We start from the raw sequence: 23,455 nt of genomic DNA, 5'->3' as shown, positions 1-23,455 counted from the left end.
CATGCGCATTGTCGTTACAGGCTCCATCGCCTTTGACTACATCATGTCCTTCCCCGGTCGGTTCAAGGATCACATCCTGCCCGACAAGATTCACATGCTCAGCGTGAGTTTTCTGGTGGACTCCATGCGCAAGGAGCGCGGCGGCTGCGCGCCGAACATCGCCTACTCGCTGGCCCTGCTGGGCGAGCGGCCCGCCGTCATGGGCACCGTGGGGCAGGACTTCTCCGACTACCGCGCCTGGCTGGAACAGCACGGGATAGACACGTCCCTCATCCGCGAGATTCCCGACCTGTTCACGGCGTCGTTCTTCGTGAGCACCGACCAGGACAACAACCAAATCGCCAGTTTCTACACGGGCGCAATGGCCAGGGCGCGCGACCTCTCATTCCATCAGGTGGGCAACCCCAAGCCGACGCTGGCCGTCATTTCGCCCAACGACCCGGTGGCCATGACGCGCTACGCCCAGGAATGCAAGGCGCTGGGAATCCCCTACATCTACGACCCAAGCCAGCAGATCATCCGCTTGAGCGCCGAGGAACTGGTGGAAAGCGCCCGCGGCGCCAAAGTGCTCATCGTTAACGACTACGAACTGGAGATGTTCAAAAACAAGACCTGCTTGACGGATGAGCAGGTGCAGGGGCTGGCCGACATCCTCATCGTTACCTGCGGCGAGGAGGGTTCGGTCATCTGGGCCGACGGGCGTAAGGTGGAAGTGCCCGCCGTGTGCGCCAGCGCGCTGTGCGAGCCGACGGGCGTGGGCGATGCGTACCGCGCGGGGATCATCAAAGGCATGCTGCGCGGATACTCGTGGGAGACGACGGGACGCATCGCCAGCCTGGCGGCCACCTACGTGCTGGAGCGGCACGGCACGCAGAATCACCATTACACGCGGGCCGAATTCGTTGCGCGCTACCGCGAGACATTCGGCGACGCGCCCGAACTGGACGACCTGCTGAGCGGCGGAAGATGAGCGAGGCCAGCGCACGCCCGCGTGCCAGGGTGCCGCGCAGCACAGGCGGCTGGACGGTTCGCGAGACCCGCGACCGCGAGGAAATCCTGGCCGTCCTGAATCAGGACAGGGTCTATGCCGCCTACGCCATCGGCGACCTGGAGCCGTCGCTGTTCGCGCAGTGCGAGTGGGCGCTGGCCGAACACGCCGATGGAACGCGCGCGCTGGCGCTGTTGTTCAAGGGCCTGGAGCCGCACACGCTGCTCCTCTACGGCGACCCGCGCGGGCATGCGGTGATCCTGGCTGGCGTGATGCGCCCGCCGAAGGTGTACGCCATCTTCACCGAGGAGCAGGAGCCTGCGCTTCGCGCCCGCTACGCGCTGGCCGAAGTTCAGCGCATGGTGCGCATGGTCTGGGACAGGACCGCGCCCCTGCCCCCGCCGAGTCCGCTGACGTTTCGCCTGACGGGCGCGCGCCAGGCCGAGTTGCAAAGCCTGTACCGATTGTACGCCGAGGCGCGCTTCAGCCCGTACCAACTGATGGACGGCATCTTCTACGGCGTGGAGCGGGACGGCCGACTCGTCGCGGTGGCGGGCACGCACCTGGTCTCCGAGACCTACGGCGTGGCCGCCATCGGCAACGTGTTCACCCATCCCGACTATCGCGGGCGCGGGTATGCGCTGGCCTGCACGGCGGCGGTGCTCCGGGATTTGGCCGCCCGCATCCCGACCATCGTGCTCAACGTCGGCGCCGAGAACGAGACCGCCCGGCGCGTGTACACCAAACTGGGCTTTGCCCGATATTGCGAGTTCTACGAGGCCATGGCGTACCGAAAACGGGCGTAGCCGTTGAGGAAAGCCATGCTTCGCAAACCGATACCGACCGCTGAAGGCTGAAGGCTGACAGCGCCAGACTATCAGAGGAGAGTTGACAGTGAGCGTACCGCACGATGTGAAAGACCTAAGACTGGCCGACAAGGGGCGAGACCGCATAGACTGGGCCGAGCAGGATATGCCCGTCCTGCGGCTGATTCGCGAACGCTTCGCCCGCGAGAAACCGCTGGCGGGCGTGCGCATGTCCGCGTGCCTGCACGTTACCACCGAGACCGCCAACCTGATGCGCACCCTCAAGGCGGGCGGCGCGCAGGTGGCGCTGTGCGCGTCCAACCCGCTGTCCACGCAGGACGATGTGGCGGCGTCGCTGGTCGTCCACGAGAGCATCTCGGTCTTCGCCATCAAGGGCGAAAACCACGACACGTACTACGCGCACATTCGGGCCGCCCTGGAGCACAAGCCCCACATCACCATGGACGACGGGGCCGACCTGGTGTCCACGCTGCACCGCGAGCGCACCGACCTGCTGCCCGGCGTCATCGCCGGCACCGAGGAGACCACCACCGGCGTCATCCGCCTGCGGGCGATGGCCCATGATGGCGTGCTGCGCTACCCCATCCTGGCCGTCAACGACGCCATGACCAAGCACTTCTTTGACAACCGCTACGGCACAGGCCAGTCCACCATTGACGGCATCATCCGCGCCACGAATCTCCTGCTTGCCGGCCGCACGTTGGTAGTCAGCGGGTACGGCTGGTGCAGCCGAGGCATCGCCATGCGCGCGCGGGGTATGGGGGCCAACGTCATCATTACCGAAGTGGACCCGCTGCGCGCCCTGGAAGCCGTCATGGACGGCTACCGCGTCATGCCCATGCGCGACGCGGCCCGAGTGGGCGATATCTTCGTTACGGCCACCGGCGACATCCACGTCCTGGACCGCGCCCACTTTGAGGTCATGAAGGACGGCGCCGTCCTGGCCAACTCCGGCCACTTCAACGTGGAGATCAACATCCCCGCGCTGGAAGAAATGGCCATCGCCAAGAAGCGCGTGCGGGAGTTCGTGGATCAGTATACCATGCCCGACGGGCGGCGCATCTCCGTGCTCGGCGAGGGGCGGCTCATCAACTTGGCCGCCGCCGAAGGTCACCCGGCCAGCGTCATGGACATGAGTTTCGCCAATCAGGCGCTGGGCGTGGAATACATGCTCGCCAACGCCAAGTCGCTCAAGCCCCAGGTGTACACCATCCCCGAGGCCATTGACCGCGAGATTGCCCGCCTGAAACTCAAGGCTATGGGCATCAAGATAGACCGACTCACCGCCGAGCAGAAACGCTACCTCGCCTCTTGGGAAGAGGGCACGTAGCCGGGGCATCGGCATCCCCACATCCTGGCAGCGAATCCAGGACTGACCTCTGCGCCGAACTTCGGCGCGGAGGTCTTTCTTCTTGACAGGGGCGGCGACATTCGCTACCCTGTGCCTGGAGTATCGGCAGCAGGAGGTCGCGCATGGGAAGAGAGCGTCTCGTCGTCATTGGCGGGGATGCAGCCGGCATGAGCGCCGCGTCGCAGGCCCGCCGCCTTCGCAACGATTTGGACATCCTCGTGTTTGAGCGAGGGCCCCATACGTCCTACGCGGCGTGAGGGATTCCCTACTATGTCGGCCGTGTTGTCGACGAATGGAGCGCCCTCATTGCCCGCACGCCGGAGGAGTTTCAACAGCAGGGCATTGACGCCCGCGTGCGCCACGAGGTTACGCAGATTGACGCCGGAGACCGCCGTGTCCGCGTGCAAAACCTGGATTCCGGCGACGCGTGGTGGGAGCCGTACGATCACCTGCTCATCGCAACGGGGGCGCTGCCGGTGCGCCCGACCGTCCCCGGGGCCGACGTTGAGGGGATTCATGGGGTACACACGTTGGAAAGCGGCATTCGCTTGCGGCGGACGGTGGACGAAGCCTCGGTGCGGCGGGTCGTCATCGTGGGCGGCGGGTACATCGGCCTGGAGATGGCCGAGGCCATGTGCCTGCGTGGGCTGGAGACGTCTCTGGTGCAGCGTGGCCCGCAGGTGATGAACACCCTGGACCCCGATATGGGCGCATTGGTGTCGGACGCCATTCGGGGCATCGGGGTTACGCTCTACCTGGGCGAAGAGGTCATCGGGTTTGACGCGAAGGATGGGCGACTGCGAGCGGTCATCACCGATAAGCGCGAACTGCCCGCCGACATCGCCATCCTGGGCTTGGGCGTCCGCCCCAACACGGAGTTGGCGCGGGCCGCAGGCATCCCGTTGGGCGTCAAGGGCGCGATTCGCGTCAACGACCGCATGCAGACCGAGGTGCCCGGCATCTGGGCGGCGGGCGATTGCGCCGAATCATTCCACCTTGTCAGTAGGCGGGCCGTGCATATCCCCCTCGGGACCACGGCCAACAAACAGGGGCGCATCGCGGGGCTGAACCTGGGGGGCGCGCGTGCGATGTTTCCGGGTGTCGTGGGCACAGCCGTGAGCAAGATTTGCTCGCTGGAGGTGGCGCGCACCGGACTGCAGGAGAAGGAAATCGCCGAACTGGGGTGGGAGTTCGTGTCCGCCACAATCAAGAGCCGCACGCGCGCGGGGTACTACCCAGGCGCGGGGAGCATCACCGTGAAGGTGCTGGCCGAGAAGGGCACGGGGCGCTTCCTGGGTGGGCAGATTGTGGGCACCGAGGGCGCGGCCAAACGGATTGATGTCATGGCCGTCGCTTTGCATGCGGGCATGACGGTGGATGAGATGATGCACCTGGACCTCAGTTACGCGCCGCCCTTCTCGCCCGTGTGGGACCCGGTGCTCATCGCCGTGCGGCAGATACTCAAAGCAGTGTAGCCGGTTGGATGACCTCGTGCTCGGCCAGCGACTCCCGTAAGAGCAGCGTCAGTTGGCGGGCGTTGGTAACGGCGTAGTTGGCCTTGTTGTTGTTGAAGAAGATGTGCACCTCGCGCGCCGCGCCCGCCAGCCGCGCCACCCGCGGGACCCACTCGCGCAGTTCATCCTCGGAGTACAGGTAGTCAAAACGGCTCGCCGTGCGCTCCACCTGCTTGTACCACGTCCCCACATTCCGCCCGTGGAAGCGCACCACGCTCAGTTCGGGACTGGCCACCTCCGCCACGATGGGCACGCTCCCCGCGCCCACCTGCGGCTCGTCCACCACCGTCAGCGCAAGCCCCATCTTCCGCAGCGCCTCCAGCACCTCCGGTACGCGGTCGCCCTCTAGCCATGAGCGGTTGCGAAACTCAATGCTCAGCCGGTCATCGGGCAGGGCATCGCGGCATCGGCGGATGTAGTCCAGGTTCTCCGCCGAATACGCGTAGCGGGGCGGGAACTGGAACGTAACCGCGCCCAGTTTGCGCGCCTCCCGCAGGGGCTGGATGGATTCTCGGAAGGCGGCGAACGCCTCATCGTCGGGAGGATTCTCGCGGTCGTGCCACGTCAACTGGCGGTAGGGCTTCACGTCAAAGATGAAGCCGGGCGGCGTGCGTTCGGCCCACAACTGGAAGTTTCGCGCGGGCATCATGCGGTAGAACGTGGAGTTGATCTCCACGATGGGAAAGTGCTGCGCGTAGAAGACGATCTGCTGATTGCTCGGCAGGCCGGACGGGTAGAAGTTCGCGTGATCGGACCAGGAGGATGTGCCCACGTAGATTCTGCTCATGGCCGTCCTCTCCTTTCGGAGATGATTATACCGCGCGGCCTGCCCTGCGCGCAAAACCGCGTTCTAGTCGCACGCGGGAGCCAAGACACGTAGGGCGGCTTCCCATGGCCGCCGAGGGCTACGCTCCGTCCCCATTCGCGTGGATTGGCGCTATTCGCGGTTACAGGGCCTGCCCTACGCTTGCTACAAGAGATTCTCACCGCCGAGAGCACCGAGAACGCGAAGATTTCACGGCAAATCTCTGCGGTCCCCGCTCGCTCCGCGGTGAATCCGGTTTTGTAGGGCGGCTTCCCATGGCCGCCGCCCGCTAATTCCGTAGGGCGGCTTTCCATAGCCGCCGAGGGCCACGCTCCGTCCCCATTCGCGTGGATTGGCGCTATTCGCGGTTAAAGGGAGAGAACAGCCCGGCCCAGTACCCGCGCACCTTCGCGGCGCGACAGAGGGGGAGTTCGGGCGTGCGCCCCGCCCACCGCGCCCCAACCCATGCGGCCGGTTCGCGCACCATCGCCAGGCCCGTCCGCGCCAGGGCCACGGCCAGCGCGTAGGCCCAGCCCCGGTCCAGCCGATCCAGCAGCGCCAGGGTCTTGCCCTCCCACCACGCGCGGCGGCGCAGAAAGGTCGGCGTGAGCCGCGAGGCCGGGATGATGTGATGGACAACGGCATGAGGCGTATAGGCCACCGTGCCCCCCGCCCGCAGCACGCGACGGAAGAAATCTATCTCCTCGCCCGACAGAAGCGACCCGGGCCTGCGCCCCAGCGACAGGCGAAACAGGCCCACCCGCTCAAAGGCAAACTTCCGTATGGCGAGGTTCGCGCCGCAGGGGAAGATAGGCCCTCGTAGGTACCGGACGTCGTCGCCCAGGTCCACGACGCTGAGCAGATAGCGCAGGCGCGGGTCCAGCCAGGTCGGCTCGTCGCCGGGCCACCGCGGGAGCACCCGCCCGCCCAGGCACCAGGCGCCGGTGCGCTCCAGGTCGCGGGCCAGGGCCGCGACCCAGCCCCGCGCTGCCACCGCGTCGTCGTCCATGAAGGCGATGGCATCGCCGAGGGCATGGGCCACAGCGGCGTTGCGCGCCCGAGAAAGCCCGGGCGTCGGCTCGTGGACGACGCGCACGCGGGTCGCCAGGTCGCCCGACAGCGTTACGGCGGGCGTGGGGTTATTGTCCACGCAGAGGATGTCCACGCGCAGGTCGGCGGGCGCGTCCTGCTCCACGACCGACGCCAGCGCCTCGGCCAGGTGCGGCGCTTCGCCGTGGGTGCAAATGGCGACCGTGATGGCGCGGACAGGCTCACCGCCGCCCATGTTCACGCCTCCGAGCGGGGCGCGAAAGCCTCCGGCAGGGCCATCAGCGGCCAGAATACCCAGCCCACCGTGGGGTTGTTCAGCAAGTCGGCGGACAGGCTGTTGACCAGGTAGCCGACGGCCACCGCCAGAAGCACGGCCGCAAAAAGCGACAGCGGACGGTCAGGCGCGCGCCGCCAGAACTGGAACAGCCGCCAGATTGCCGCCCCCCACAACCAGACGAATGTCCCAAGCCCCAGCACCCCCATCTCCGCGAACACCCGCACAAAATCGTTGTGCGGCGTTACTTCAAACCCCACCAGCCTGGGGGACTGGTCTGGGAAGCCACCGAGGCCAAGCCCAACCAGGGGACGCTCCATCGCCAGGTCCGCCGCGAAGCGCCAAAGGTTGAGGCGCCACGAGACGGAGTTCAGCGCCGGGGCAGGGCGCGTGGGCACCGGTGTTGGGGTTGCGCCCGTAGAGCCGCCGACGGGCGGTGTCGGCGTGGGCCTGGGAGCCTTCATTTCCCCGGCAGGCACAGGGTGCACCGTGCGGTACAAGAACGGCGTGAGCAAGTCCTGGATGCGGCCCGCCAGGAGCACGACGGCCAGAAAGACCACGGCCAGCCCTATCAGGCCCGCCCGCGCCTTCGCCGTCTCGCGGCGCGCAAGGAGCGCCAGCGCAACGAGCGCGCAAAACGTCGCCAGCGCCGGGCCGCGCGAATACGAGAAGAAGAGCAGCGTCAGGCTGGCGATCACCCAGAACCCCAGCAGCACCCTGGTCTTCCCGCGCCCGCTGATTCGGAAAAGGTAGATTGTGAGCGCAACAATGATGCCCAGATACACCCCGTAGGCGATGGGGTGTGAGAGTGTGCCCAGCATGCGATTCTGCCCAGGGCCAGCGATCACGTTGTGGTATCCCCTGTACGTGAGCCCCTGATATACAGAGACCACCGCCGGCCACACACTGGACGCGATCATGGCCCACACCCACACACGCGCGCGGCGGGGCTTCCCGCGCAACAACTCAGCGGCCACCACATACAGGCCCGCCAGCGGCAACATCCGCGTCCAGTCGCGCAGGCCCGCAAAGGGGCTGGACGAGAAGGGGATGCTGACAAGCCCCGCCGCCAGAAACGCAGCGAAGGGCAGCGCCAACGGCGCGAGTTTGGGGCGACGCCGGATGAGGTACACCACGGCCAGGCCGGCCATCACCAGGTTGGCGAGGCCCGCCTGATTGATGTTGTACGGCTTGTAGGGAAACAGGACGAACGCCCGTCCCCAGTCGGCCGCAAGAACATTGAGCACCAGCAAGCCCAGCGCGCCGGCGAAGGGGTTGGCCAGGAATACCGCCGTAACGATGCCCGCCCATGCCAGGAACATCCCGTAGGGAAGCCCGACGGCCCAGCCGACAAGTCCGCTGAGGACAAGCCAGGCGAACCCCAGAGCCACCCATACGGGTCGCGGAATGCTCACTCGGAAAAGTGGCGTATCCTTCATCTGTTCCCCTCTGTCCATCGGGCAGCGGCTCGTAGCCCGCGCCCCGATTCACGCGCTCCAGCCCACGCGCCTGAAGCGTGCGGATGAGATCGTTCAACTCCGCTACGATGCGCCTGGGGCGTCCAGGTCGGCGCGGTCCATGGTTTTGTTGATGACATGTTCGCTCATTCGCCGCCCCGAGCGAGGGCTTCTATCTCGCGCGCCACGCGCAGAGAAGCCTGGCCATCCAGCGGCCCCACATGCGCCGGCAGAAACGCCTCGCGGGCGCGCGCCAGGGCTTGCCTCACGCCATCGTCGTAGAGCGCCTGGCGTAGCCGCTCCGCGAGTTCTTCCGCGCTCTGCGCACGGAGTGCCGCGCCGCTCTCCGAATAGGGAATGGGCTCCGGCATGACGCCCGCGTCCAGCAGAACCACCGGCTTGCCGAGGCACATCGCTTCCAGCGCCGTGGACGACATCAGGGTAACCAGCGCATCCGCGCGCCACAGCAGGCTCAACACGTCCACGTCACGGGTCAGCGTCCACTCGGGCGGGAAGTCATGCCCAAGCCAACGGCGCGTGCCCTCCAGATCTTCGGCCGGGTGCAGTTTGGCCACCAGGTGATACCCTGCCCCCAAGCCCTTCACGCCCTCCACGACCGTCCGCCAGATTCGGCGCGCCGCGGCTTCGTCGCACACATTGTAACGCAGGTACGGCTGCGAGGAAAACACGATGACCTTTGCCCCATCGGGCAAGCCCAGCGCATCCATGCCGGTGGGCTGCGCGGTGCCCTGACGCAGCGCGTGCAAGAAGTCGTAGCGCGGCTGTCCGGTAACCGCGACACGCTCGGCGGGAACCCCCTGCCCGATGAGCCACCGGGCCACGGCCTCGCCCATCACAGCCACGCGGTATGCGCCGTTCTGGCCGTAGGGCCTGGGGTCGGGCAGACGCAACCCCAGCGCGTTCAGCGCCGCGCGTGCGACCCGCACTGGCGGCGCAGGCACCGGCCGCAGGGCGATGACGCCATCCTGCACCAGAAGCGACGGGACGCGCAAGCGCCGCGCCTCGGCGATGAACAGCCGCTCCAGCGTCCCCAGGTCGTTGCCGAGGACCACCACCTCGGGGCGCGCCTCTCGCAGCAGCGCCTGGACGGCCCGCCGCCCCTGGCGCAGAACCCGCATGCGGGCCACCGCCCCGCCTTCCCACGGCGTGCCCGAAGCGCCACCCGGGCGCGGGAGAAGCGTGTAGTTGTCCCAACCTTGCGCTCGCAGCGCCGTCTCGGCCCACTGGTTGTAGTACCTGTCCAGGGCTACCCAGCGCGGCGCAACGCGATTCCCCCGCTCCAGGATGCGCGCCACCGGACTGAACATGCGCACATGTGTCTGATTGCTACAGACAAACAGGGCACTCGCGGTCATGGGGCCCCCTCAGCGGTCGTCGGACGCGGCGGCTTCGCCCTTCAGTTTCGCGGCCTCGGCAAACTGCGTCCAACTGACGCTCTCGCGCCACATGTAGAAGAAGCCCAACAGCGTGATGGGAAGCCATAGCGCCGCGTGCAGCACCAGGGTGTAACTCGCCGCGATGGGCCCTTCCACGCCAAACCGCTGGAGGATGCGGATGCCCGGCCAGTCAAAGGTGCCCACGTACCCCGGCGAGGATGGGAGCGTCGTGGCCAGGTTCACCACCGCCGTCATCAACATCAGGACGAAGAACGAGACCTGGAAGTCAAAACTGTGCATCACAAACCAGTACTTGGTCGTCTCGGTGAGCCAGATGGCGACCGAGGTAACGAAGATCATCAGGATGTCCGCCCCGCTCCGCAGGAATGTCAGGCCGTCCAGGAAGCGGCCCGTGATGCTCTCGGCGGCCGCGCGGAATCGGCTGGGGACGAGGCGCTGGATGAACCAGCCGGCCAGCGCCTGGGAACGGCGAGGCGATGCGGCGATGAGAAAGAACACACCCAGCGCGCCGAAGAATAGCAGGCTGAACCAGATGACGATGCTGCGCCACTCTGCCGCCTCGGGCGCGATGGGCAGCACCACGAACACGAAGAACAGCATGGTAACGCCGTCAAAGATGCGCTCCACGATGATGGTGGCCAGGCTCGCGCTGATGCTCACGCCTTCCTTGCGCTTCAGCACGTAGGCGCGGATGACCTCGCCCGCGCGGAACGGGTACACGTTATTGCCCATGTAGCCGATGACCACCACCGGGAACAGCCGCGTGAGGGGAATCCGCTTGATGGAGCGAAGCATGTAGTGCCAGCGCCAGGTGCGCGCCCAAACCGCGACGAAATAGACTGCCACGCCCGGGAGGATCCACCAGTAGTTGGCCGTGCGCGCCACCTCCCACGCCTGGGCCAAATCCAAGTCGCCCAGCACGTCGTAGAGGAAAAAGGCGCTGATGAGAACTCCCAGCCAGAATTGCCACCTTTTCAATGCGCTCACGCTCACCCCCTTCGCCCGTGGCTTACAACAAAAGCCGGCCTGGCGGAGGCTTGCTGTCCCGCCAGGCCGACCCTCATCGCTCAACCCTGAATCAGGTCCCCTGCGGGGCGCCCTCCGTGCTGGCGGCCACGGGCAACATCACGCCCAGAATGCGCTCCAGCGCCATCGTGTGGCTGCAAACCCCGTGGGAAAGGAAGAAATTGCATTGACAGGTCCACCTGCCCTCGTCAAAAGTTAGCGTGTAAGTGTCGTGTTCGCCTCTGAACCGGACACGGAATTGCTCAAAGGTGATGCGGTCTTTTTCCTGTGCGTAGCGTTTCGCCTTCTGAATCTTGCTGATCATCCCTGATTCCATCATTCTCCCTCCTGTGCCCCGGTGGGGCCATAAGATGCGGGCGCGGTGGCGGCCCGAGCGAAAAAACAAAAGGACATCAGGGCATACCTCACCCCGATGTCCTCGGTCCTGTCGTGCCCATTGGGCAAACCACATTCATGAATCGTACCCCTCGGACGGGTTCTTCTGATTCCAGTATACCCAGGTCCGCGCAGTTTGTCAACCCCACCGCGGGCTGACACGGAGAGGTGAGAACACCGCCTGGGCGGCGGCTATGGGAAGCCGCCCTACGTGTCCACACCTATTCTGCGTTCGTGTGGATTCTTGTTATTCGTGGATGGCGGGCGCAGCCCCTGTAACCGCGAATAACGCCAATCCACGCGAATGGGGAACGAAGCGTAGCCCCCGGCGGCTATGGGAAGCCGCCCTACATGTCCACACCTATTCTGCGTTCGTGTGGATTCTTGTTATTCGTGGATGGCGGCGTAGGGATTTGTCCCATCGGCAGCCCGTGTGATAACATGCAGAAGCCGCGCAACAAAGCGGATGCACGAGGGTTTACCAAGATGCCACACTCGGAGGATGCCATGCCGCTACCCGACTGGATCAAGGAGTTCCCTGGGGCCATCACTGTCTGCGACAGGGATGGCACCATCCTGGACATGAACGACCGGGCCGCCCAGGTCTTCGCAGCCGACGGCGGGCGCGCCCTCATCGGCCATAACGTCCTGGACTGCCATCCGGAGCCTGCCCGCAGCAAACTGCGCAGCCTGCTGGAATCGGGCACCCCCAACGTGTACACCATTGAGAAAAAGGGCATTCACAAACTCATCTACCAGGCCCCCTGGTACCAGGACGGCGAATACCGCGGGTTTGTGGAACTCTCGCTGGAAATCCCCGCGACGATGCCCCACTTCGTGCGAGGCTAACGCGTGGGGCGCTGGAGCAGGCATCGGAGGAGGGCGTGATCTGCGCGGCCGTGATTTTTGACATGGACGGGCTGATGCTGGATTCGGAGCGCATGGCGCGGGAGGCGTGGCGGCGCGCCCTGGGCGACTGGGGGCTGGCGCTGCCCGATGGCCTGTACTTCCAACTCATCGGCCGTGAACAGGCCGACACCAAAGCCATTCTGGCCCGCGCCTACGGGCCGGCGCTGCCCGTTGACGAAGCCTACGCGCGCAAGCAACAGTACCTGGAAGAGGCCATGCTGCGCAGCGGGATTCCCACCAAGCCCGGCCTGCACGCGCTGCTGGACTTCCTGGACGAGCGCGGCATCCGCAAGGCCGTCGCCAGTTCCACCCATCGCCCCCTCGTTATCCAGAAGTTGCAGTTGACCCACCTCTTGGGGCGGTTTGACGTCCTCGTGTGCGGCGATGAGGTGCCCGCCGGCAAGCCCGCGCCCGATGTCTTCCTGCTGGCCGCGGAGCGCCTTGGGGTGCCCGCCCGCGCCTGCATCGTGCTGGAGGATTCCGACGCGGGCATCCGCGCGGCGCATGCTGCCGGCATGGTTCCCATCCTCATCCCCGACCTGAAGCCGCCCTTGGCCGAAACCGTGGCGCTGGCGCACCGCGTCTTCCCGTCGTTGACCGAAGTGCGCGATTACCTGCTTGTCCTGTTGCAGAAGGAGTCCGCCGATGGAGATCACAGACCTGCGGCCGGATGATTGGGATGCCGTTCGGCAGGCAGCGGCGCTGCTTGTCGCCGCGTTCCGCGAGCACTGGCCCACCGCCTGGCCGGACATGAAATCCGCGCTGCGGGAAGTGCGCGAATCCTTCGGCGAGGGCCGCGTCAGCCGCATCGCCGTGGAGAACGGCATCATCCTGGGCTGGGTCGGCGGGATTCCCGGCTACGGCGGGAATGTGTGGGAGGTGCATCCCCTCGTCGTGCACCCGCACCACCAGAGGCGGGGAATCGGGCGGGCGCTGCTGGCCGACCTGGAGGCGCTGGCCGCCGAACGGGGGGCGCTGACCCTGTGGGTCGGCACCGACGACGAAGACGGCATGACGAGTCTTGCGGGCGTGGATTTGTACGACGATCTGCTGGGGCATCTGGCCCGCATCCGCAACCTGCGCGCCCACCCCTACGAGTTCTACCAGAAGGTCGGCTTCGTCATCGCAGGGGTCGTGCCCGACGCCAACGGCCCTGGCAAGCCTGACATCCTCATGGCCAAGCGCGTGCAGGCCGGGCGAAGCGAAGTAGGAGGAGCAGACCACCGCGCGCCGACCGGAAGTTGACCCAGGCCCACGCCTGGGGTAACATACATCGGGTTCCAAACAAAAGAAAAAGGAGGCGGCAATGCCCAAGTACGCGTTCTTCAAAGGCAACTTTGTCCCGATTGAGAATGCCAAAGTCAGCATCATGACCCACGCCTTCAACTACGGCACCGGCTGCTTTGAGGGAATCCGCGCCTACTGGAACGCCGACGAGAACCAACTGTTCGTATTCCGCCTGCTGGAGCATTTCCAGCGCCTGCATCGCTCGTGCAAGATTCTGCACATCCGCCTTCCCTACTCACCCGAAGAGTTGAGCGACTTGCTGGTGGAACTCCTACGCCGCGAGGGCTATCGCGAGGATTGCTACATTCGCCCCATTGCCTACAAGGCCGACGAGATCATCGGCGTGCGGCTCCACAACCTGACGGACGAGTTCGCCATGTTCGCGGTGCCGTTCGGGCGGTACATTGAGGGCGAACTCGGCGCGCGCGTGATGATCTCCCCGTGGCGCAGGGTGGACGACAACGCCATCCCGGCGCGCGCCAAGATCACCGGCTCCTACATCAACTCGGCCCTGTCCAAGACCGCCGCGGCCATGGCCGGCTGCGACGAAGCCATCGTCCTGACCCACGACGGGCACGTCTCGGAGGGCAGCGCCGAGAACCTGTTCCTGGTGCGCAACGGCAAACTCATCACCCCTCCGGTTACCGACGACATCCTAGAAGGCATCACCCGCGAGACGGTGATGGAAATCGCCCGCGCCGAATTCGGCCTGGAAACCGAGGTACGCCACGTGGACCGCAGTGAACTGTACACCGTAGACGAGGCGTTCTTCTGCGGCACCGGCGTCCAGATTGAGCCTATCGTGGAGATTGACCATCGCGTCATCGGCGACGGCAAGATGGGCCCCATCACCCAGAAGATATACAACCTGTACTTTGACATCGTGCGCGGCAAGGTGGCCAAGTATCGCCATTGGTGCACGCCCGTGTACCGGTAGCGGCGCGGCGTGCCGGATCCTGGCCTGGTGGGGCCAACGCGATTTGACAACTAGCACAAATGTTCGTATACTATCTCCAGAGGCGTTCCGGAGGCTGGAGATGGATACGCTGGAGAAACTCTCGGCCCTGGGCGAAGAGGCCCGATACGACCTGTGCTGCGGCGCATGTGGCACGGAGGCGGGCCGCCGCAAGGACGACATCGGGCGCTGGATTTACCCCGCCGTGATGCCCGACGGCAAGAAGGTGGCCCTGCTCAAGGTCCTGCAGACCAATGTCTGCGAGAACGACTGCTACTACTGCGCCACCCGCCGCAGCAACGACGTCCGCCGCATTGCCTTCTCGCCCGACGAACTGGCGCGCGCCTTTGAGGAACTGGCGCTCCGAGGGCGCGTGCAAGGGCTGTTCCTCAGTTCGGGCGTGGCGGGGTCTGCCATCCGCTCCATGGATCGCATGCTCGCCACCGCCGAACTGGTGCGGCGAAAGCAGGGCTTCCGCGGCTACATCCACCTGAAGATACTCCCCGGCTCCAGCCGCGCCCACGTGGAGCAGGCCATGCGCCTGGCCGACCGCGTCTCGGTGAACCTGGAAGCGCCGGACCCAGAGCGGTTGAGCCGCATCGCGCCCGACAAGGACTACTTCGGCGGTCTCCTCCAGATGATGCGCTGGGTGCATGAGATTCGCCAGAGCGCCGAAGGGTTGAGCGCCGTGAGCCAGACCACCCAGTTGGTGGTGGGCGCCGCGCAGGAATCCGACGAGGAGATTCTCCGCACCGCGGCCCATCTGTACCGACAATTCGGCCTGTCGCGCGTTTACTACAGCGCGTTCCAGCCCCAGCCAGGGACGCCGCTGGCCGAACTGCTGCCGACGCCCCCGCTCCGCGAGCACCGACTGTACCAATGCGACTTCCTGCTGCGCCAGTACGGGTTCGCGCTGGACGAACTGCCCTTTGACGGCGCCGGCTTTCTCGCGCTGTCCACCGACCCGAAGGCCGCATGGGCGATGCGCCATCCCCAGCACTTTCCGGTGGAGGTGAACCGCGCCGAGTTGTCGCAGTTGCTTCGCGTGCCGGGCATCGGCCCCAAGACGGCAGCCCAGGTGATTCGGGCGCGACGGCAGGGCCGCATCCGAACGCTGCGCGACCTGAAGCAACTGGGCGCGGACGCCGACCGGGCTGCCCCCTACGTCCTGCTGGACGGCAAGCGCCCGCCCTACCAGTTATCCCTGTGGGAACGCGCCTAGCGACACGGAACGCAGACTATGGTGCAACTCAGCCCCGAAGAACTCCTAGCCTGGCGAGATGAGAAATACCGGCGACTGCCCCGCCTGCGCGTGCGGACGGAAGACGAGGCCCTCGCCTTCCTGAACGATGTGGGTCTCGCGGCGCTGTTCACAGCCCCCGACATGGAACTGCCGAGCCTGTGGGCCGCCATCTGCGGGGGCGAGCGGTCTATCCCCGAACACCACAACGATTACGAGTTGGGCTTGACCTGGGAGTGGAAGGACACCCTCCCCGCGCGCAAGGCGATCCTCTACGGCAAGTTCCTCCGCAAGAAGCCCGTCTTCATCGCGCTGGACATGGCCCCCCACTTCTATGCGCTGTCGGGGAACTTCGGCGAGTTGGACGACTACCTGCAGGAGTACGAAGAAGGCAGGCTCAGCGAGGAGGCCAAGCGCGTGTACGAGGCCCTGCTGGCGCATGGCGCGCTGCCGACTAGCCACCTACGCAGGGAGGCCCGCCTGGCGGGCAAGGACAGCGCCCCGCGCTTTGACCGCGCCATCGCCGAATTGCAGATGGGGTTCAAGATCGTCAAGGTGGGGATTTCGGACGCCAACCGCTGGGGCTACTGTTATGTCTACGACCTGTTCATCCGACAGTTCCCCGACGTAGTGGCGCAGTCCCGTGTTATCTCGGAGAACCAGGCCGCCGACGCCATCCTCACCCGCTACCTGGCCACGGTGCGGGTGGCGTCGCCCGTGCAACTCCAGCGGCTGTTCGGATGGGAACGCTGGCGGCTGGAGCGCAGCCTGGAGCGGCTGGCCCGATCGGGCGCCGTGCGAACCGACGTGCGCGTCGGCGACGAAGGCGATCTCGTCGGCCTGGCGAGCCTCCTCCCATGACAGGTTCGCGGCGCGGACGGATGCCCTAGCGTGAACCTGTGGCGCCCGGCGGCGCTTGGCGTTCGTCCGTGTTGCTCACGGCAACCCTCTGGCCGATCTTGCGCTCTGTCCCCTGGACGAGCCGCCGGATGTTCGGGCGGTGGGCCAGGATGACCACCACGCTCATCACCACCGAGCCGGCGAGGTAGGCGAAGGGCACCCTGTGGCCGACCCACTGGATCGCCATCCCCAGCGGAAACAACGCCGACAGGGTGAGCGAGCCTAACGAGGCGTAGCGCGACACGGCCATCACCGCAACCCCCACCGGCAACAGCGCCGCCGCCACGGGGAACGACAAGAGGGCGGTGGCCCCCACCATCGGAGCCACGCCCGCGCCGCCTTTGAACTTCAGCGTGAACGTGTAGTTGTGCCCCAGCACGGCGAACAGCGCCGCCGCCGCATGGCCCGCGGCGGGAGCGCCGAGCGCCCTCGCCAGCCAGACCGCCGCCATGCCCTTCAGCACATCCACCGCGGCCGTGATGAGAGCCGGAAGCCAGCCCAGCGTGCGCAGCACGTTGGTGCCGCCGGTGCGCCCGCTCCCGAACCGGCGGATGTCCACGCGGTGCGCCTTGCCCATCAGGTATCCGGTGGGGAAAGATCCCAGCAGATACCCTGCCACTGCCGAAACCACGACAAGTACCCAGTCCAATCGTCTTCCCCCTTTCCGCATTCTGTACAACACGACGGGCGGCGGCAAGTTGCGCCCGCGCGGTTGTGCAAAGCGCGGCGCCGGCCTATAATGTACGCCCAAGAGGATGAGGCCATGAGAGACGACCGGAAATGGGCCGCCGTGTGCGGCAAGTACTGCGGGGACTGCCCCGAACTCCAAAGCGGATGCAAGGGATGCGCCTACCAGTTGGGGCTTCCCCACGGGGCGGAATGTCCGGTGTTCCGCTGCTGCGCGGTGGACAGGGGGCTGGAGCACTGCGGGCTGTGCCCAGATTTCGCCTGCCACACATTCCTGGCCCTGGACAGCCCGCTGGAAGGCGCCCGTAGGTACCGCGCCTTGATCCGCCGCGCCGAGGTCGGCACCGACGCCTGGCTGGAAGAAGTGAGCAAACGCCGGGCCTCGCGGAGATAAGGCCTGGGGCAGCCCTGGCATGGTAGGCCGCCCCAGGGTGGAGCCCTGGCCCCCGGGGGAGCAGGGGCCAGGGGGCGAGGGGGAATCCCAGGCAGAACCTGGGACCTCCTCCAACAGGATTACGGGCCTGCCATCACAGCGGGCATGTACACCCGATGGACAGACCCTACGATGATGGCGCCATCCACCTGTCTGGGGAGCAGCGCGTCTCCATCGCGAGTGGAACCCTGCACGTAGTAGAGATCCAGCACCGCCGCGCCAGGCTCCACTCCGATGAATGTAATGGAGCAGATGCGCCCCGTGCCGGTGAAGGGTTCGGCGGGGTTGGTGTTCGTTACCGCGTACCAAATCTCCCCCGTGGCGTTGTTCACCTGGTTCTTGATGACGAAGTGATCGTTCGCGTCAAAGACCTCCCACAGCGGCGTAACTCTGTCGGACACGGCCTGCAAGCGCGATGTGTCAAAGAGCAGCCGCAGGTCCAGGCCGTAGTAGTTGGCGCCGTTTTCAAGCCACACGTCCACCGTTACGACGCCGCCCGTGTCCACATGGGCAGGCAGGGGCAGAATACGGACCGCGCCCGCCTGCGATTGGCCCTGCACGGTCGCATCCGACGCGCCGAGGGTCAGAGCGATTGCACAGAGCGCGAGGGCAGTGGCCAGGGCCACGTACCCGCGCCGCACCGCTACCAGTCGCCTGCTCATGGCGCGTACCCTCCTGGCGCGTGGGTCGCCGACGCGCCGTCGGCCGCCGCTCCCTGTGGCCAGTTCACGATGATCACCGGCATGTAGATCGCGTACTTGGGCACCCGTGCGTAGCCGAACATCACCGCAACCCCCGCCCGATCGCTTGTCAACTCCACCGGGATGGGGTCAGACGGCGTGGTGCGGCGGTAGCCGTCCAGGACATGGTTCCTGTCGCTCACCGTAACTAGGTAGCGCCCACGCCGCAGGTTGCTGAAGGCGAAGAACCCGCTTGCCCGCGTTGTGGTCGTGGTCTCCAGGTAGATGTCGGCCGCCGAGAGGAGTCCGTCGCCGTCCTCGTCGCGATACAGGTCCACCGTAACGTTGCCGATGCCAGGCTCGCCCCAGTTCAGCGCCCCGTTGCGGTTCTCATCTTCCCACACGATGCCGTCAATCACGCCCGAAGGAGTCGGCGTGATCGTCGGCATGGCTGTCCGGGTCGGGGTGCCGGTGGGCGTCGGCGTCGGCGTTACCGTGGGCGAAAGCGTAGGCGTGCTCGTGTGCGTTGGCGTCGGCGTCGGCGAGGGCGAAACCGTCGGGGTGGATGTAGGCGTGCGCGTGGGAGTGCCGGTGGGTGTGGCCGTAGGCGTCAAGGTAGGCGTGGACGTGGGCGTTGGCGTGGATGTGGGCATTGGCCTGTCGTAGAACTCGTTGCCGCTGTATGTGCCCGCGGGAATGCCTGTGTACTGAATCCAGTCCGCCGTCCTCACAACCCCGCCCGCGCCTGCCACCGCGCCAGTGGAATAGTAGCCGGCCGGGTTCGTCTCCACGATGTTGTAATACGTGTACACGGCAGAGCCAGGTGCAGTAATCCGGAAATACCCGGACGGCCCGGTCTGCACGTAGCCGAGCCATGTGCCGTAGGGCGACGTGGAGTCATTGCTGCCCCACAGCGTAACTCCGGCGCCGGCGAGGGGGTGGGAATGGTCGCTGGGATACCCCTCGTACACGTAGCCGGAGAATGTGCGCCCTGGACCGGTGGTGGGCGTGGCCGTCGGCGTGTTGGTCGCCGTCGGGGTCCGTGTCGCCGTGCCGGTGGTGGTCGCCGTGGGTGTGGCCGTCGGCGTCGGGGTCCGCGTCGCCGTGCCCGTGGCCGTCGGCGTCGCCGTGGGTGTGTTCGTCGGCGCAGAGGTGGCCGTGGGCGTCGCCGTGGGTGTGTTCGTGGGCGCAGAGGTGGCCGTGGGCGTCGCCGTGGGTGTGTTCGTGGGCGCAGAGGTGGCCGTCGGCGTCGCTGTCGGCGTGTCCGTCGGCGCAGAGGTGGCCGTGGGTGTGTTCGTCGGCGTAGGCGTCGGCGTGTCCGTGGGGCCGCGCACGGTAATCGCCCCATCCACCGTGGTCGGGTACAAGGCATCGCCGTCCCGTGTGGAACCCTTGGCGTATGTGAAATGCAGGGCCGTTGTGCCTTCCGCCAGCCCGCTGAACGTGATGGAGCAAACGCGGCCCGTCCCAGTGAACGGCTCGGCCGGGTTGATGTTCGTCACGGAGTACCAGAGCCGATTGTAAGTGGCATCCACGCTCTCCACCGTGTTCTTGATAAGAAAGTGATTGGCCTCGTCAAAGACCTCCCACAACGGAGTGGCCTTGTTCGCTGGAACGCTGACTTTGGCCTTCTCAAAGTTGAAGCGGAAGTCCAGGCCGTAGTAGTTCCCCGCATCCTCCAGCCAGACGTACACGGTTACCGTCCCGCCCACGTCCACATAGGCCGGGTTGGGCAGGATTCGGAGCGTGCCGGCAGCATCCTGGGGCAAGACCTCGTGTGGCCTGGGCGGGGCCGAATCCTCCATGTCGTGCGCCAGAGTGTGCCGTCCAGGCGGGATGGCCCAGAGTTGCCCCGCAAGCAGTGCCATCACCGCCAGTGCGGGAAGCACGCACGTCCGCAGTAGTCTGGTCAGCGCTGCTTGGTTGTTGTTCATGTATTACGCCCCCTCGCTTTCTTCAGCCGGTCGCGCATCGGTTCATGGCCAGGGCACAGGACTTGTGCGGGTGTAGTTCCCCGCGGCCAGGACCATGTCCACGATATCCACCACCCCATCGGCGTTGATATCGGCGCGCTCGGTCAGAGGATCTACGGTCAAATCGTACTTTCCGCCAATGATGCTCATGTCCACGATGTCCACCTCATCGTCGTCATTGGCGTCTCCCCCTAGTAGTCTGACCCGTGGTAGCGGGTTTTCCCCCCGCACGAGGGCTTCCACCCGCTCGCCGTCCAGGTATCGGGTCATCTCCACGGTTACCGTGTAGGTGTCGGTGGGCACGGTCAGCGTGTAGAAGCCGCTGGTGTCGGTCGTCGTCATCACCCCGGCCGGCCAGGCGGCAGCCACCGCGCCACTCCAGTCCGTCCGGCCTTGCAACTCCACCTGGCCCGTGATGACCGACATGGGCAGGATGCGAATGTACCCGGAAATCACATCGGGCGTCACCCGCAAGCCGTCGGCAGAACCCAGCCGCGGATCGGCGATTCCGACCGTGGCCGTAATCGGCAAAACGGGTGGGCTTTTGGCGACGAAACGCACCCAGCCGATGGCCCCCGCGCCGGTCGCAGGCGGCGCCGGCTTGAACTGCGTGGCGGCGAATCGGACCGTCCCTGCGACGTTGTCCACCGTGGCGGCCCACCCCGGCGGCGAGTAGTCCGGCAGGACAAACGAGTCGTCAAACCCCGCGGCGGTCGCTTCCAGCAGCGTCGGGTCAAAGGTTACCGCGAATTGGTATCCGTACACATTCTCGCAGGTGAGCACCAGCGTCGCCGTGATCGCCCTGTCCGACTCCATGATCTCGCCCGGAGGCGGCACGCGCACTTCTATGGCGGTGAACGGCACGATGGTAACAAGGGCCGGGGACAGGGCAACCGGCTCCAGCCGATCCCCATCGGCCGTGGCCAGTTTGACGTTTTCCAGGCCGATTTGCGTGAGCACCGGCACTGGCGACGGCGACTTGGCCCGGAACCGAACCCAGGCGACCGCGCCCGATCCCGCGGCGGGCGGCGTGGGCTTCAGTTGCGTCGCGGCGAAGCGCACGGTGCCGGCGACGTTGTCTATCGTGCCCGACCACCCGACCGGCGTGTATTCGGGGTTGAGGAAGCCAGCCTCAAACCCGGCATCCACGGCCTCCAGCATCGTCGGGTCAAAGGTCAGCACGAACTGGTAGCCGTAGAGTTCCGCGGCGGTGATCACCACCGTGGCGGTGATTTCGCCGCCGCCCGCCCGCACTTCGGCCGGCGACGGCACGCACACCCACACCTCAAATCCCCCCTGAGCGCCGACGCCCAGGCCCGCCCACACCAAAACGGCCAGCGCTGCGGCTACGACGAGGGCCAGAGCCCACGCCAGCCTCGCATGCGAAAGTGCTCTCTCGCCCACGAGTTCCTCCTCGCTAGTTGCCGCGCCTCCGCTGTCGCTGCCACAGGGCCCACCCGCCGCCCAACAGGATGACGACCCCGACCATGCTCACCAAGACAAGCCCCAGGTTCAAACTGCCGCCCGAGCCTGCGCCCGAAGCGTCTGCAGTCGGTTGTGCGGCAGTTGGCTCCGCGTATGCGGTCGGCGCTGCCGTGGGCGCAAGCGTCGGCGCGCCGGTGGCCGTGGGCGCCGGCGTGGGCTGCGCGGGCGCAGTCGGCATCGGCGTATCCGATGGCCGCGCGGTTGGCGCGGGCTGGGTGGGCGCCGCCGTGGGCTGGGCCGTTGGCTTCGCCTGCGTCGGCTGTGCCGGCAGCGTGGCCTCCGGCGTCGGTGTGGGCAGGGGCACCGTGGGCTGCGGCGGAGGTGGCGCCGGCGTGGGCGTGGCGGGCGCTTGCGACGGCTCCACCACCTGAATCTCGCCGTTCGCAACGTCGGCGGGGATCGCCTCGCCCGTGCGGGTGGCCATCTTCTGGTAGGTAACGGTGAGCGCGCTCGTCGCGCCGCGTTGCTTCCCCTTGAACACGATCACGAACGCCACCCCGCTCCCGCTCACGGGCTGGCTTGGGTTCAGTTGGGTCAGGGCGTACCAGATGGTGCCCTGGGCGTTGTCCGCCGTGTTGCGGATCACGAAATCCACGCTGAGCAGGTCCCCCGGGCGCACCTGCACCCCCGCCTGCGTCGCGTCGGCGTCCACCACCTCCACCACCGCGGGGTCAAAACCGATGCGGATGTCCAGGCCGTAGAGGTCTTGCACGTTCTCCACGCGCACCTCCACGGCAGCGGTTTGGCCTTCGCCCACCAGGGCCGAGGCCGGCGCCAGCACAACCCGCGTGCCCGTCTGCGCCATCGCGCCGCTCGTCGCGAGCAGCGACACAAGCAGCACCATCACAAGCCAGAGTCGGCCAATCGTGCGTTGCATGGTATTCCCCCTCGCGCTATGCATAGAATCCAGACACCGCGGGGAGAGGCGGTCTCCCCACCGCCTCTCCCGCCGAGTTCACACAGCACCTACGGCGTCCATGGCGATTCGGTCAGGCCGTAGTTGCCCGCCGCCAGCACCAGGTCCAAGATGTCCACCAGGCCATCGTAGTTGATGTCCTCGTCAGTGGTGGCCGGGTCCACAGTCTCGCCGAACTTGCCACCAATGGACGACAAGTCCGTGATGTCAATCTCATCACTATCGTTCACGTCGCCGCCCAACAGGATGGCCTTGTTCAGCGTCAGGTTATCGCCCGAGACGACGACATCCGCGCTGGCGTCCAGGTAGCGCGCCATCTCAATCGTGAACGTGTAGGTGTCGTCGGTCATGTTGCTGAACGAGTAGGTGCCCCACGGCCCTGTGGTAACCGGCGACGGATCGTAGCCATAGGTTACGCCCGCCTCCGGATCCACAACGGCGCCGGAGTCATTATCGCGCCCTTGCAAATCCACCAAGCCGCTCACCGTCGTCGTGCCCAGGATGGTCAGCGTGTCGTCGGTTACTGAGTCCACGTAGATGTTCACGCCACCGACCGCGCCCAACCGCACCTTGCTCGCGTCCAGGTCTATCGTCGCGTCCGTGCTCGTCCCGCTGATCTCCTGCGCCTGGAACGTGATCGTCAGCAACTTCACGCCGCTCCCGCTCACCGCCGTGTCCGACCCCCCGCGCGAGCAGTAGAACGTCAGCGTCCCGGCGCCGTTGTCGTACGTCGTGTTGCACCCCTGCGACCCCTTGAAGTACCCGGCGCCCTCATCCGTCGTGCTCACCACCTGCAACTTCGTGGGGTCAAACGTCAGCGAGAACTGCGCCCCGTAAAGGTTCGCCGTGTCCACCTTGATGTCCACATCCACGTTCTCGCCCTCGCGCACCTGCGCAGGATCCGG

Annotated in this window: 23 protein-coding genes; 11 read left to right on the top strand and 12 right to left on the bottom strand. The window is 66.3% G+C overall.

Translation table 11 applies throughout. The features are described 5' to 3' along the window. Window position 1 precedes the first annotated feature (1 nt). From H5T65_08320 to H5T65_08305, 4 genes are all read left to right on the top strand, one after another. Window positions 2–970 (top strand): carbohydrate kinase family protein, encoded by a 969-nt coding sequence (locus H5T65_08320; protein MBC7259240.1) that lies wholly within the window; start codon window positions 2–4, stop codon window positions 968–970. After that, window positions 967–1,794 (top strand): GNAT family N-acetyltransferase, encoded by an 828-nt coding sequence (locus H5T65_08315; GenBank protein ID MBC7259239.1) that lies wholly within the window; start codon window positions 967–969, stop codon window positions 1,792–1,794. The genes H5T65_08320 and H5T65_08315 overlap by 4 nt, the downstream gene beginning before the upstream one ends. Before the next feature lie 88 nt (window positions 1,795–1,882). After that, window positions 1,883–3,145 carry an adenosylhomocysteinase gene (locus H5T65_08310; protein MBC7259238.1) on the top strand — a complete coding sequence of 421 codons (1,263 nt, stop codon included), beginning with the start codon at window positions 1,883–1,885 and terminating at the stop codon, window positions 3,143–3,145. 143 nt (window positions 3,146–3,288) lie between these two features. Beyond that, window positions 3,289–4,641, top strand: coding sequence for an FAD-dependent oxidoreductase (locus H5T65_08305; GenBank protein ID MBC7259237.1), 1,353 nt, complete (start codon window positions 3,289–3,291; stop codon window positions 4,639–4,641). Here the strand turns inward: H5T65_08305 and H5T65_08300 are convergent. The 6 genes from H5T65_08300 to H5T65_08275 form a co-directional block, all read right to left on the bottom strand. Next, window positions 4,628–5,467: a DUF72 domain-containing protein gene (locus tag H5T65_08300; GenBank protein ID MBC7259236.1), complete on the bottom strand. Its 840-nt coding sequence runs from the start codon at window positions 5,465–5,467 to the stop codon at window positions 4,628–4,630. The two genes, H5T65_08305 and H5T65_08300, sit on opposite strands and share 14 nt — an antisense overlap. A gap of 376 nt (window positions 5,468–5,843) precedes the next feature. Then, window positions 5,844–6,770, bottom strand: a complete 927-nt coding sequence (locus H5T65_08295; protein ID MBC7259235.1) for a glycosyltransferase family 2 protein — start codon at window positions 6,768–6,770, stop codon at window positions 5,844–5,846. Window positions 6,771–6,772: 2 nt separating this feature from the next. Next, window positions 6,773–8,224, bottom strand: coding sequence for an O-antigen ligase family protein (locus H5T65_08290; GenBank protein MBC7259234.1), 1,452 nt, complete (start codon window positions 8,222–8,224; stop codon window positions 6,773–6,775). Between the two features lie 188 nt (window positions 8,225–8,412). After that, window positions 8,413–9,594 (bottom strand): glycosyltransferase, encoded by a 1,182-nt coding sequence (locus H5T65_08285; protein MBC7259233.1) that lies wholly within the window; start codon window positions 9,592–9,594, stop codon window positions 8,413–8,415. A gap of 57 nt (window positions 9,595–9,651) precedes the next feature. After that, window positions 9,652–10,662, bottom strand: coding sequence for a flippase-like domain-containing protein (locus tag H5T65_08280; protein ID MBC7259232.1), 1,011 nt, complete (start codon window positions 10,660–10,662; stop codon window positions 9,652–9,654). 100 nt (window positions 10,663–10,762) lie between these two features. Next, entirely contained in the window at window positions 10,763–11,026 is a 264-nt protein-coding gene (locus H5T65_08275; GenBank protein ID MBC7259231.1) for a hypothetical protein, read from the bottom strand. Between the two features lie 566 nt (window positions 11,027–11,592). On the opposite strand from H5T65_08275, the gene H5T65_08270 reads away from it, so the two are divergent. The 6 genes from H5T65_08270 to H5T65_08245 all read left to right on the top strand — a co-directional run bounded on the left by H5T65_08270 (window position 11,593) and on the right by H5T65_08245 (window position 16,337). Further along, complete coding sequence (locus H5T65_08270; GenBank protein ID MBC7259230.1) at window positions 11,593–11,934, top strand: PAS domain-containing protein; 342 nt, start codon at window positions 11,593–11,595, stop codon at window positions 11,932–11,934. Window positions 11,935–11,969: 35 nt separating this feature from the next. Continuing rightward, on the top strand, window positions 11,970–12,668 hold the full coding sequence (locus tag H5T65_08265) for an HAD family phosphatase (GenBank protein ID MBC7259229.1): 699 nt from the start codon (window positions 11,970–11,972) through the stop codon (window positions 12,666–12,668). After that, window positions 12,640–13,239 carry a GNAT family N-acetyltransferase gene (locus H5T65_08260; GenBank protein MBC7259228.1) on the top strand — a complete coding sequence of 200 codons (600 nt, stop codon included), beginning with the start codon at window positions 12,640–12,642 and terminating at the stop codon, window positions 13,237–13,239. The genes H5T65_08265 and H5T65_08260 overlap by 29 nt, the downstream gene beginning before the upstream one ends. A gap of 61 nt (window positions 13,240–13,300) precedes the next feature. Next, window positions 13,301–14,218, top strand: a complete 918-nt coding sequence (locus H5T65_08255; protein ID MBC7259227.1) for a branched-chain amino acid transaminase — start codon at window positions 13,301–13,303, stop codon at window positions 14,216–14,218. A gap of 100 nt (window positions 14,219–14,318) precedes the next feature. Then, window positions 14,319–15,458: a radical SAM protein gene (locus H5T65_08250; protein MBC7259226.1), complete on the top strand. Its 1,140-nt coding sequence runs from the start codon at window positions 14,319–14,321 to the stop codon at window positions 15,456–15,458. Window positions 15,459–15,476: 18 nt separating this feature from the next. Further along, entirely contained in the window at window positions 15,477–16,337 is an 861-nt protein-coding gene (locus H5T65_08245) for a winged helix DNA-binding domain-containing protein (GenBank protein MBC7259225.1), read from the top strand. Window positions 16,338–16,362: 25 nt separating this feature from the next. Here the strand turns inward: H5T65_08245 and plsY are convergent, their stop codons facing one another. After that, window positions 16,363–17,025: a glycerol-3-phosphate 1-O-acyltransferase PlsY gene (plsY, locus tag H5T65_08240; GenBank protein ID MBC7259224.1), complete on the bottom strand. Its 663-nt coding sequence runs from the start codon at window positions 17,023–17,025 to the stop codon at window positions 16,363–16,365. Between the two features lie 114 nt (window positions 17,026–17,139). Between plsY and H5T65_08235 the strand changes: the two genes are divergently transcribed. After that, window positions 17,140–17,457, top strand: a complete 318-nt coding sequence (locus H5T65_08235) for a DUF3795 domain-containing protein (protein MBC7259223.1) — start codon at window positions 17,140–17,142, stop codon at window positions 17,455–17,457. Between the two features lie 119 nt (window positions 17,458–17,576). On the opposite strand, the gene H5T65_08230 is transcribed toward H5T65_08235, so the two are convergent. The 5 genes from H5T65_08230 to H5T65_08210 all read right to left on the bottom strand — a co-directional run. Beyond that, entirely contained in the window at window positions 17,577–18,158 is a 582-nt protein-coding gene (locus H5T65_08230) for a hypothetical protein (GenBank protein ID MBC7259222.1), read from the bottom strand. Continuing rightward, on the bottom strand, window positions 18,155–20,110 hold the full coding sequence (locus tag H5T65_08225; protein ID MBC7259221.1) for a hypothetical protein: 1,956 nt from the start codon (window positions 20,108–20,110) through the stop codon (window positions 18,155–18,157). Before H5T65_08225 ends, H5T65_08230 begins: the two co-directional genes overlap by 4 nt. Window positions 20,111–20,152: 42 nt before the next feature. Next, a complete protein-coding gene (locus H5T65_08220) occupies window positions 20,153–21,553 on the bottom strand; it encodes a hypothetical protein (protein MBC7259220.1) in 1,401 nt (466 codons plus the stop codon). A 13-nt stretch (window positions 21,554–21,566) separates the two neighbouring features. Beyond that, the gene (locus H5T65_08215; protein ID MBC7259219.1) at window positions 21,567–22,511 is read right to left on the bottom strand and encodes a hypothetical protein; all 945 of its coding nucleotides are present in this window, start codon (window positions 22,509–22,511) and stop codon (window positions 21,567–21,569) included. An 89-nt stretch (window positions 22,512–22,600) separates the two neighbouring features. After that, window positions 22,601–23,455, bottom strand: an 855-nt coding sequence (locus H5T65_08210) for a hypothetical protein (GenBank protein MBC7259218.1), incomplete at its 5' end; no start/stop codon positions are given.

The sequence above is a fragment of the Chloroflexota bacterium genome (genome assembly GCA_014360805.1).
Taxonomy (GTDB): Bacteria; Chloroflexota; Anaerolineae; order DTLA01; family DTLA01; genus DTLA01.
The sequence above is the reverse complement of the archived record's forward strand: the minus strand, read 5'-3'. Positions and strand labels throughout refer to the sequence as shown.

Coding starts and splice junctions, on each gene's coding strand:
- H5T65_08295 (MBC7259235.1), bottom strand. CDS start 6,770: ATGGGCGGCGGTGAGCCTGTCCGCGCCATCACGGTCGCCATTTGCACC.
- H5T65_08230 (MBC7259222.1), bottom strand. CDS start 18,158: ATGAGCAGGCGACTGGTAGCGGTGCGGCGCGGGTACGTGGCCCTGGCC.
- H5T65_08275 (MBC7259231.1), bottom strand. CDS start 11,026: ATGGAATCAGGGATGATCAGCAAGATTCAGAAGGCGAAACGCTACGCA.
- H5T65_08250 (MBC7259226.1), top strand. CDS start 14,319: ATGGATACGCTGGAGAAACTCTCGGCCCTGGGCGAAGAGGCCCGATAC.
- H5T65_08285 (MBC7259233.1), bottom strand. CDS start 9,594: ATGTTCAGTCCGGTGGCGCGCATCCTGGAGCGGGGGAATCGCGTTGCG.
- H5T65_08225 (MBC7259221.1), bottom strand. CDS start 20,110: ATGAACAACAACCAAGCAGCGCTGACCAGACTACTGCGGACGTGCGTG.
- H5T65_08320 (MBC7259240.1), top strand. CDS start 2: ATGCGCATTGTCGTTACAGGCTCCATCGCCTTTGACTACATCATGTCC.
- H5T65_08300 (MBC7259236.1), bottom strand. CDS start 5,467: ATGAGCAGAATCTACGTGGGCACATCCTCCTGGTCCGATCACGCGAAC.
- H5T65_08315 (MBC7259239.1), top strand. CDS start 967: ATGAGCGAGGCCAGCGCACGCCCGCGTGCCAGGGTGCCGCGCAGCACA.
- H5T65_08260 (MBC7259228.1), top strand. CDS start 12,640: ATGGAGATCACAGACCTGCGGCCGGATGATTGGGATGCCGTTCGGCAG.
- H5T65_08235 (MBC7259223.1), top strand. CDS start 17,140: ATGAGAGACGACCGGAAATGGGCCGCCGTGTGCGGCAAGTACTGCGGG.
- H5T65_08245 (MBC7259225.1), top strand. CDS start 15,477: ATGGTGCAACTCAGCCCCGAAGAACTCCTAGCCTGGCGAGATGAGAAA.
- H5T65_08255 (MBC7259227.1), top strand. CDS start 13,301: ATGCCCAAGTACGCGTTCTTCAAAGGCAACTTTGTCCCGATTGAGAAT.
- H5T65_08270 (MBC7259230.1), top strand. CDS start 11,593: ATGCCGCTACCCGACTGGATCAAGGAGTTCCCTGGGGCCATCACTGTC.
- H5T65_08215 (MBC7259219.1), bottom strand. CDS start 22,511: ATGCAACGCACGATTGGCCGACTCTGGCTTGTGATGGTGCTGCTTGTG.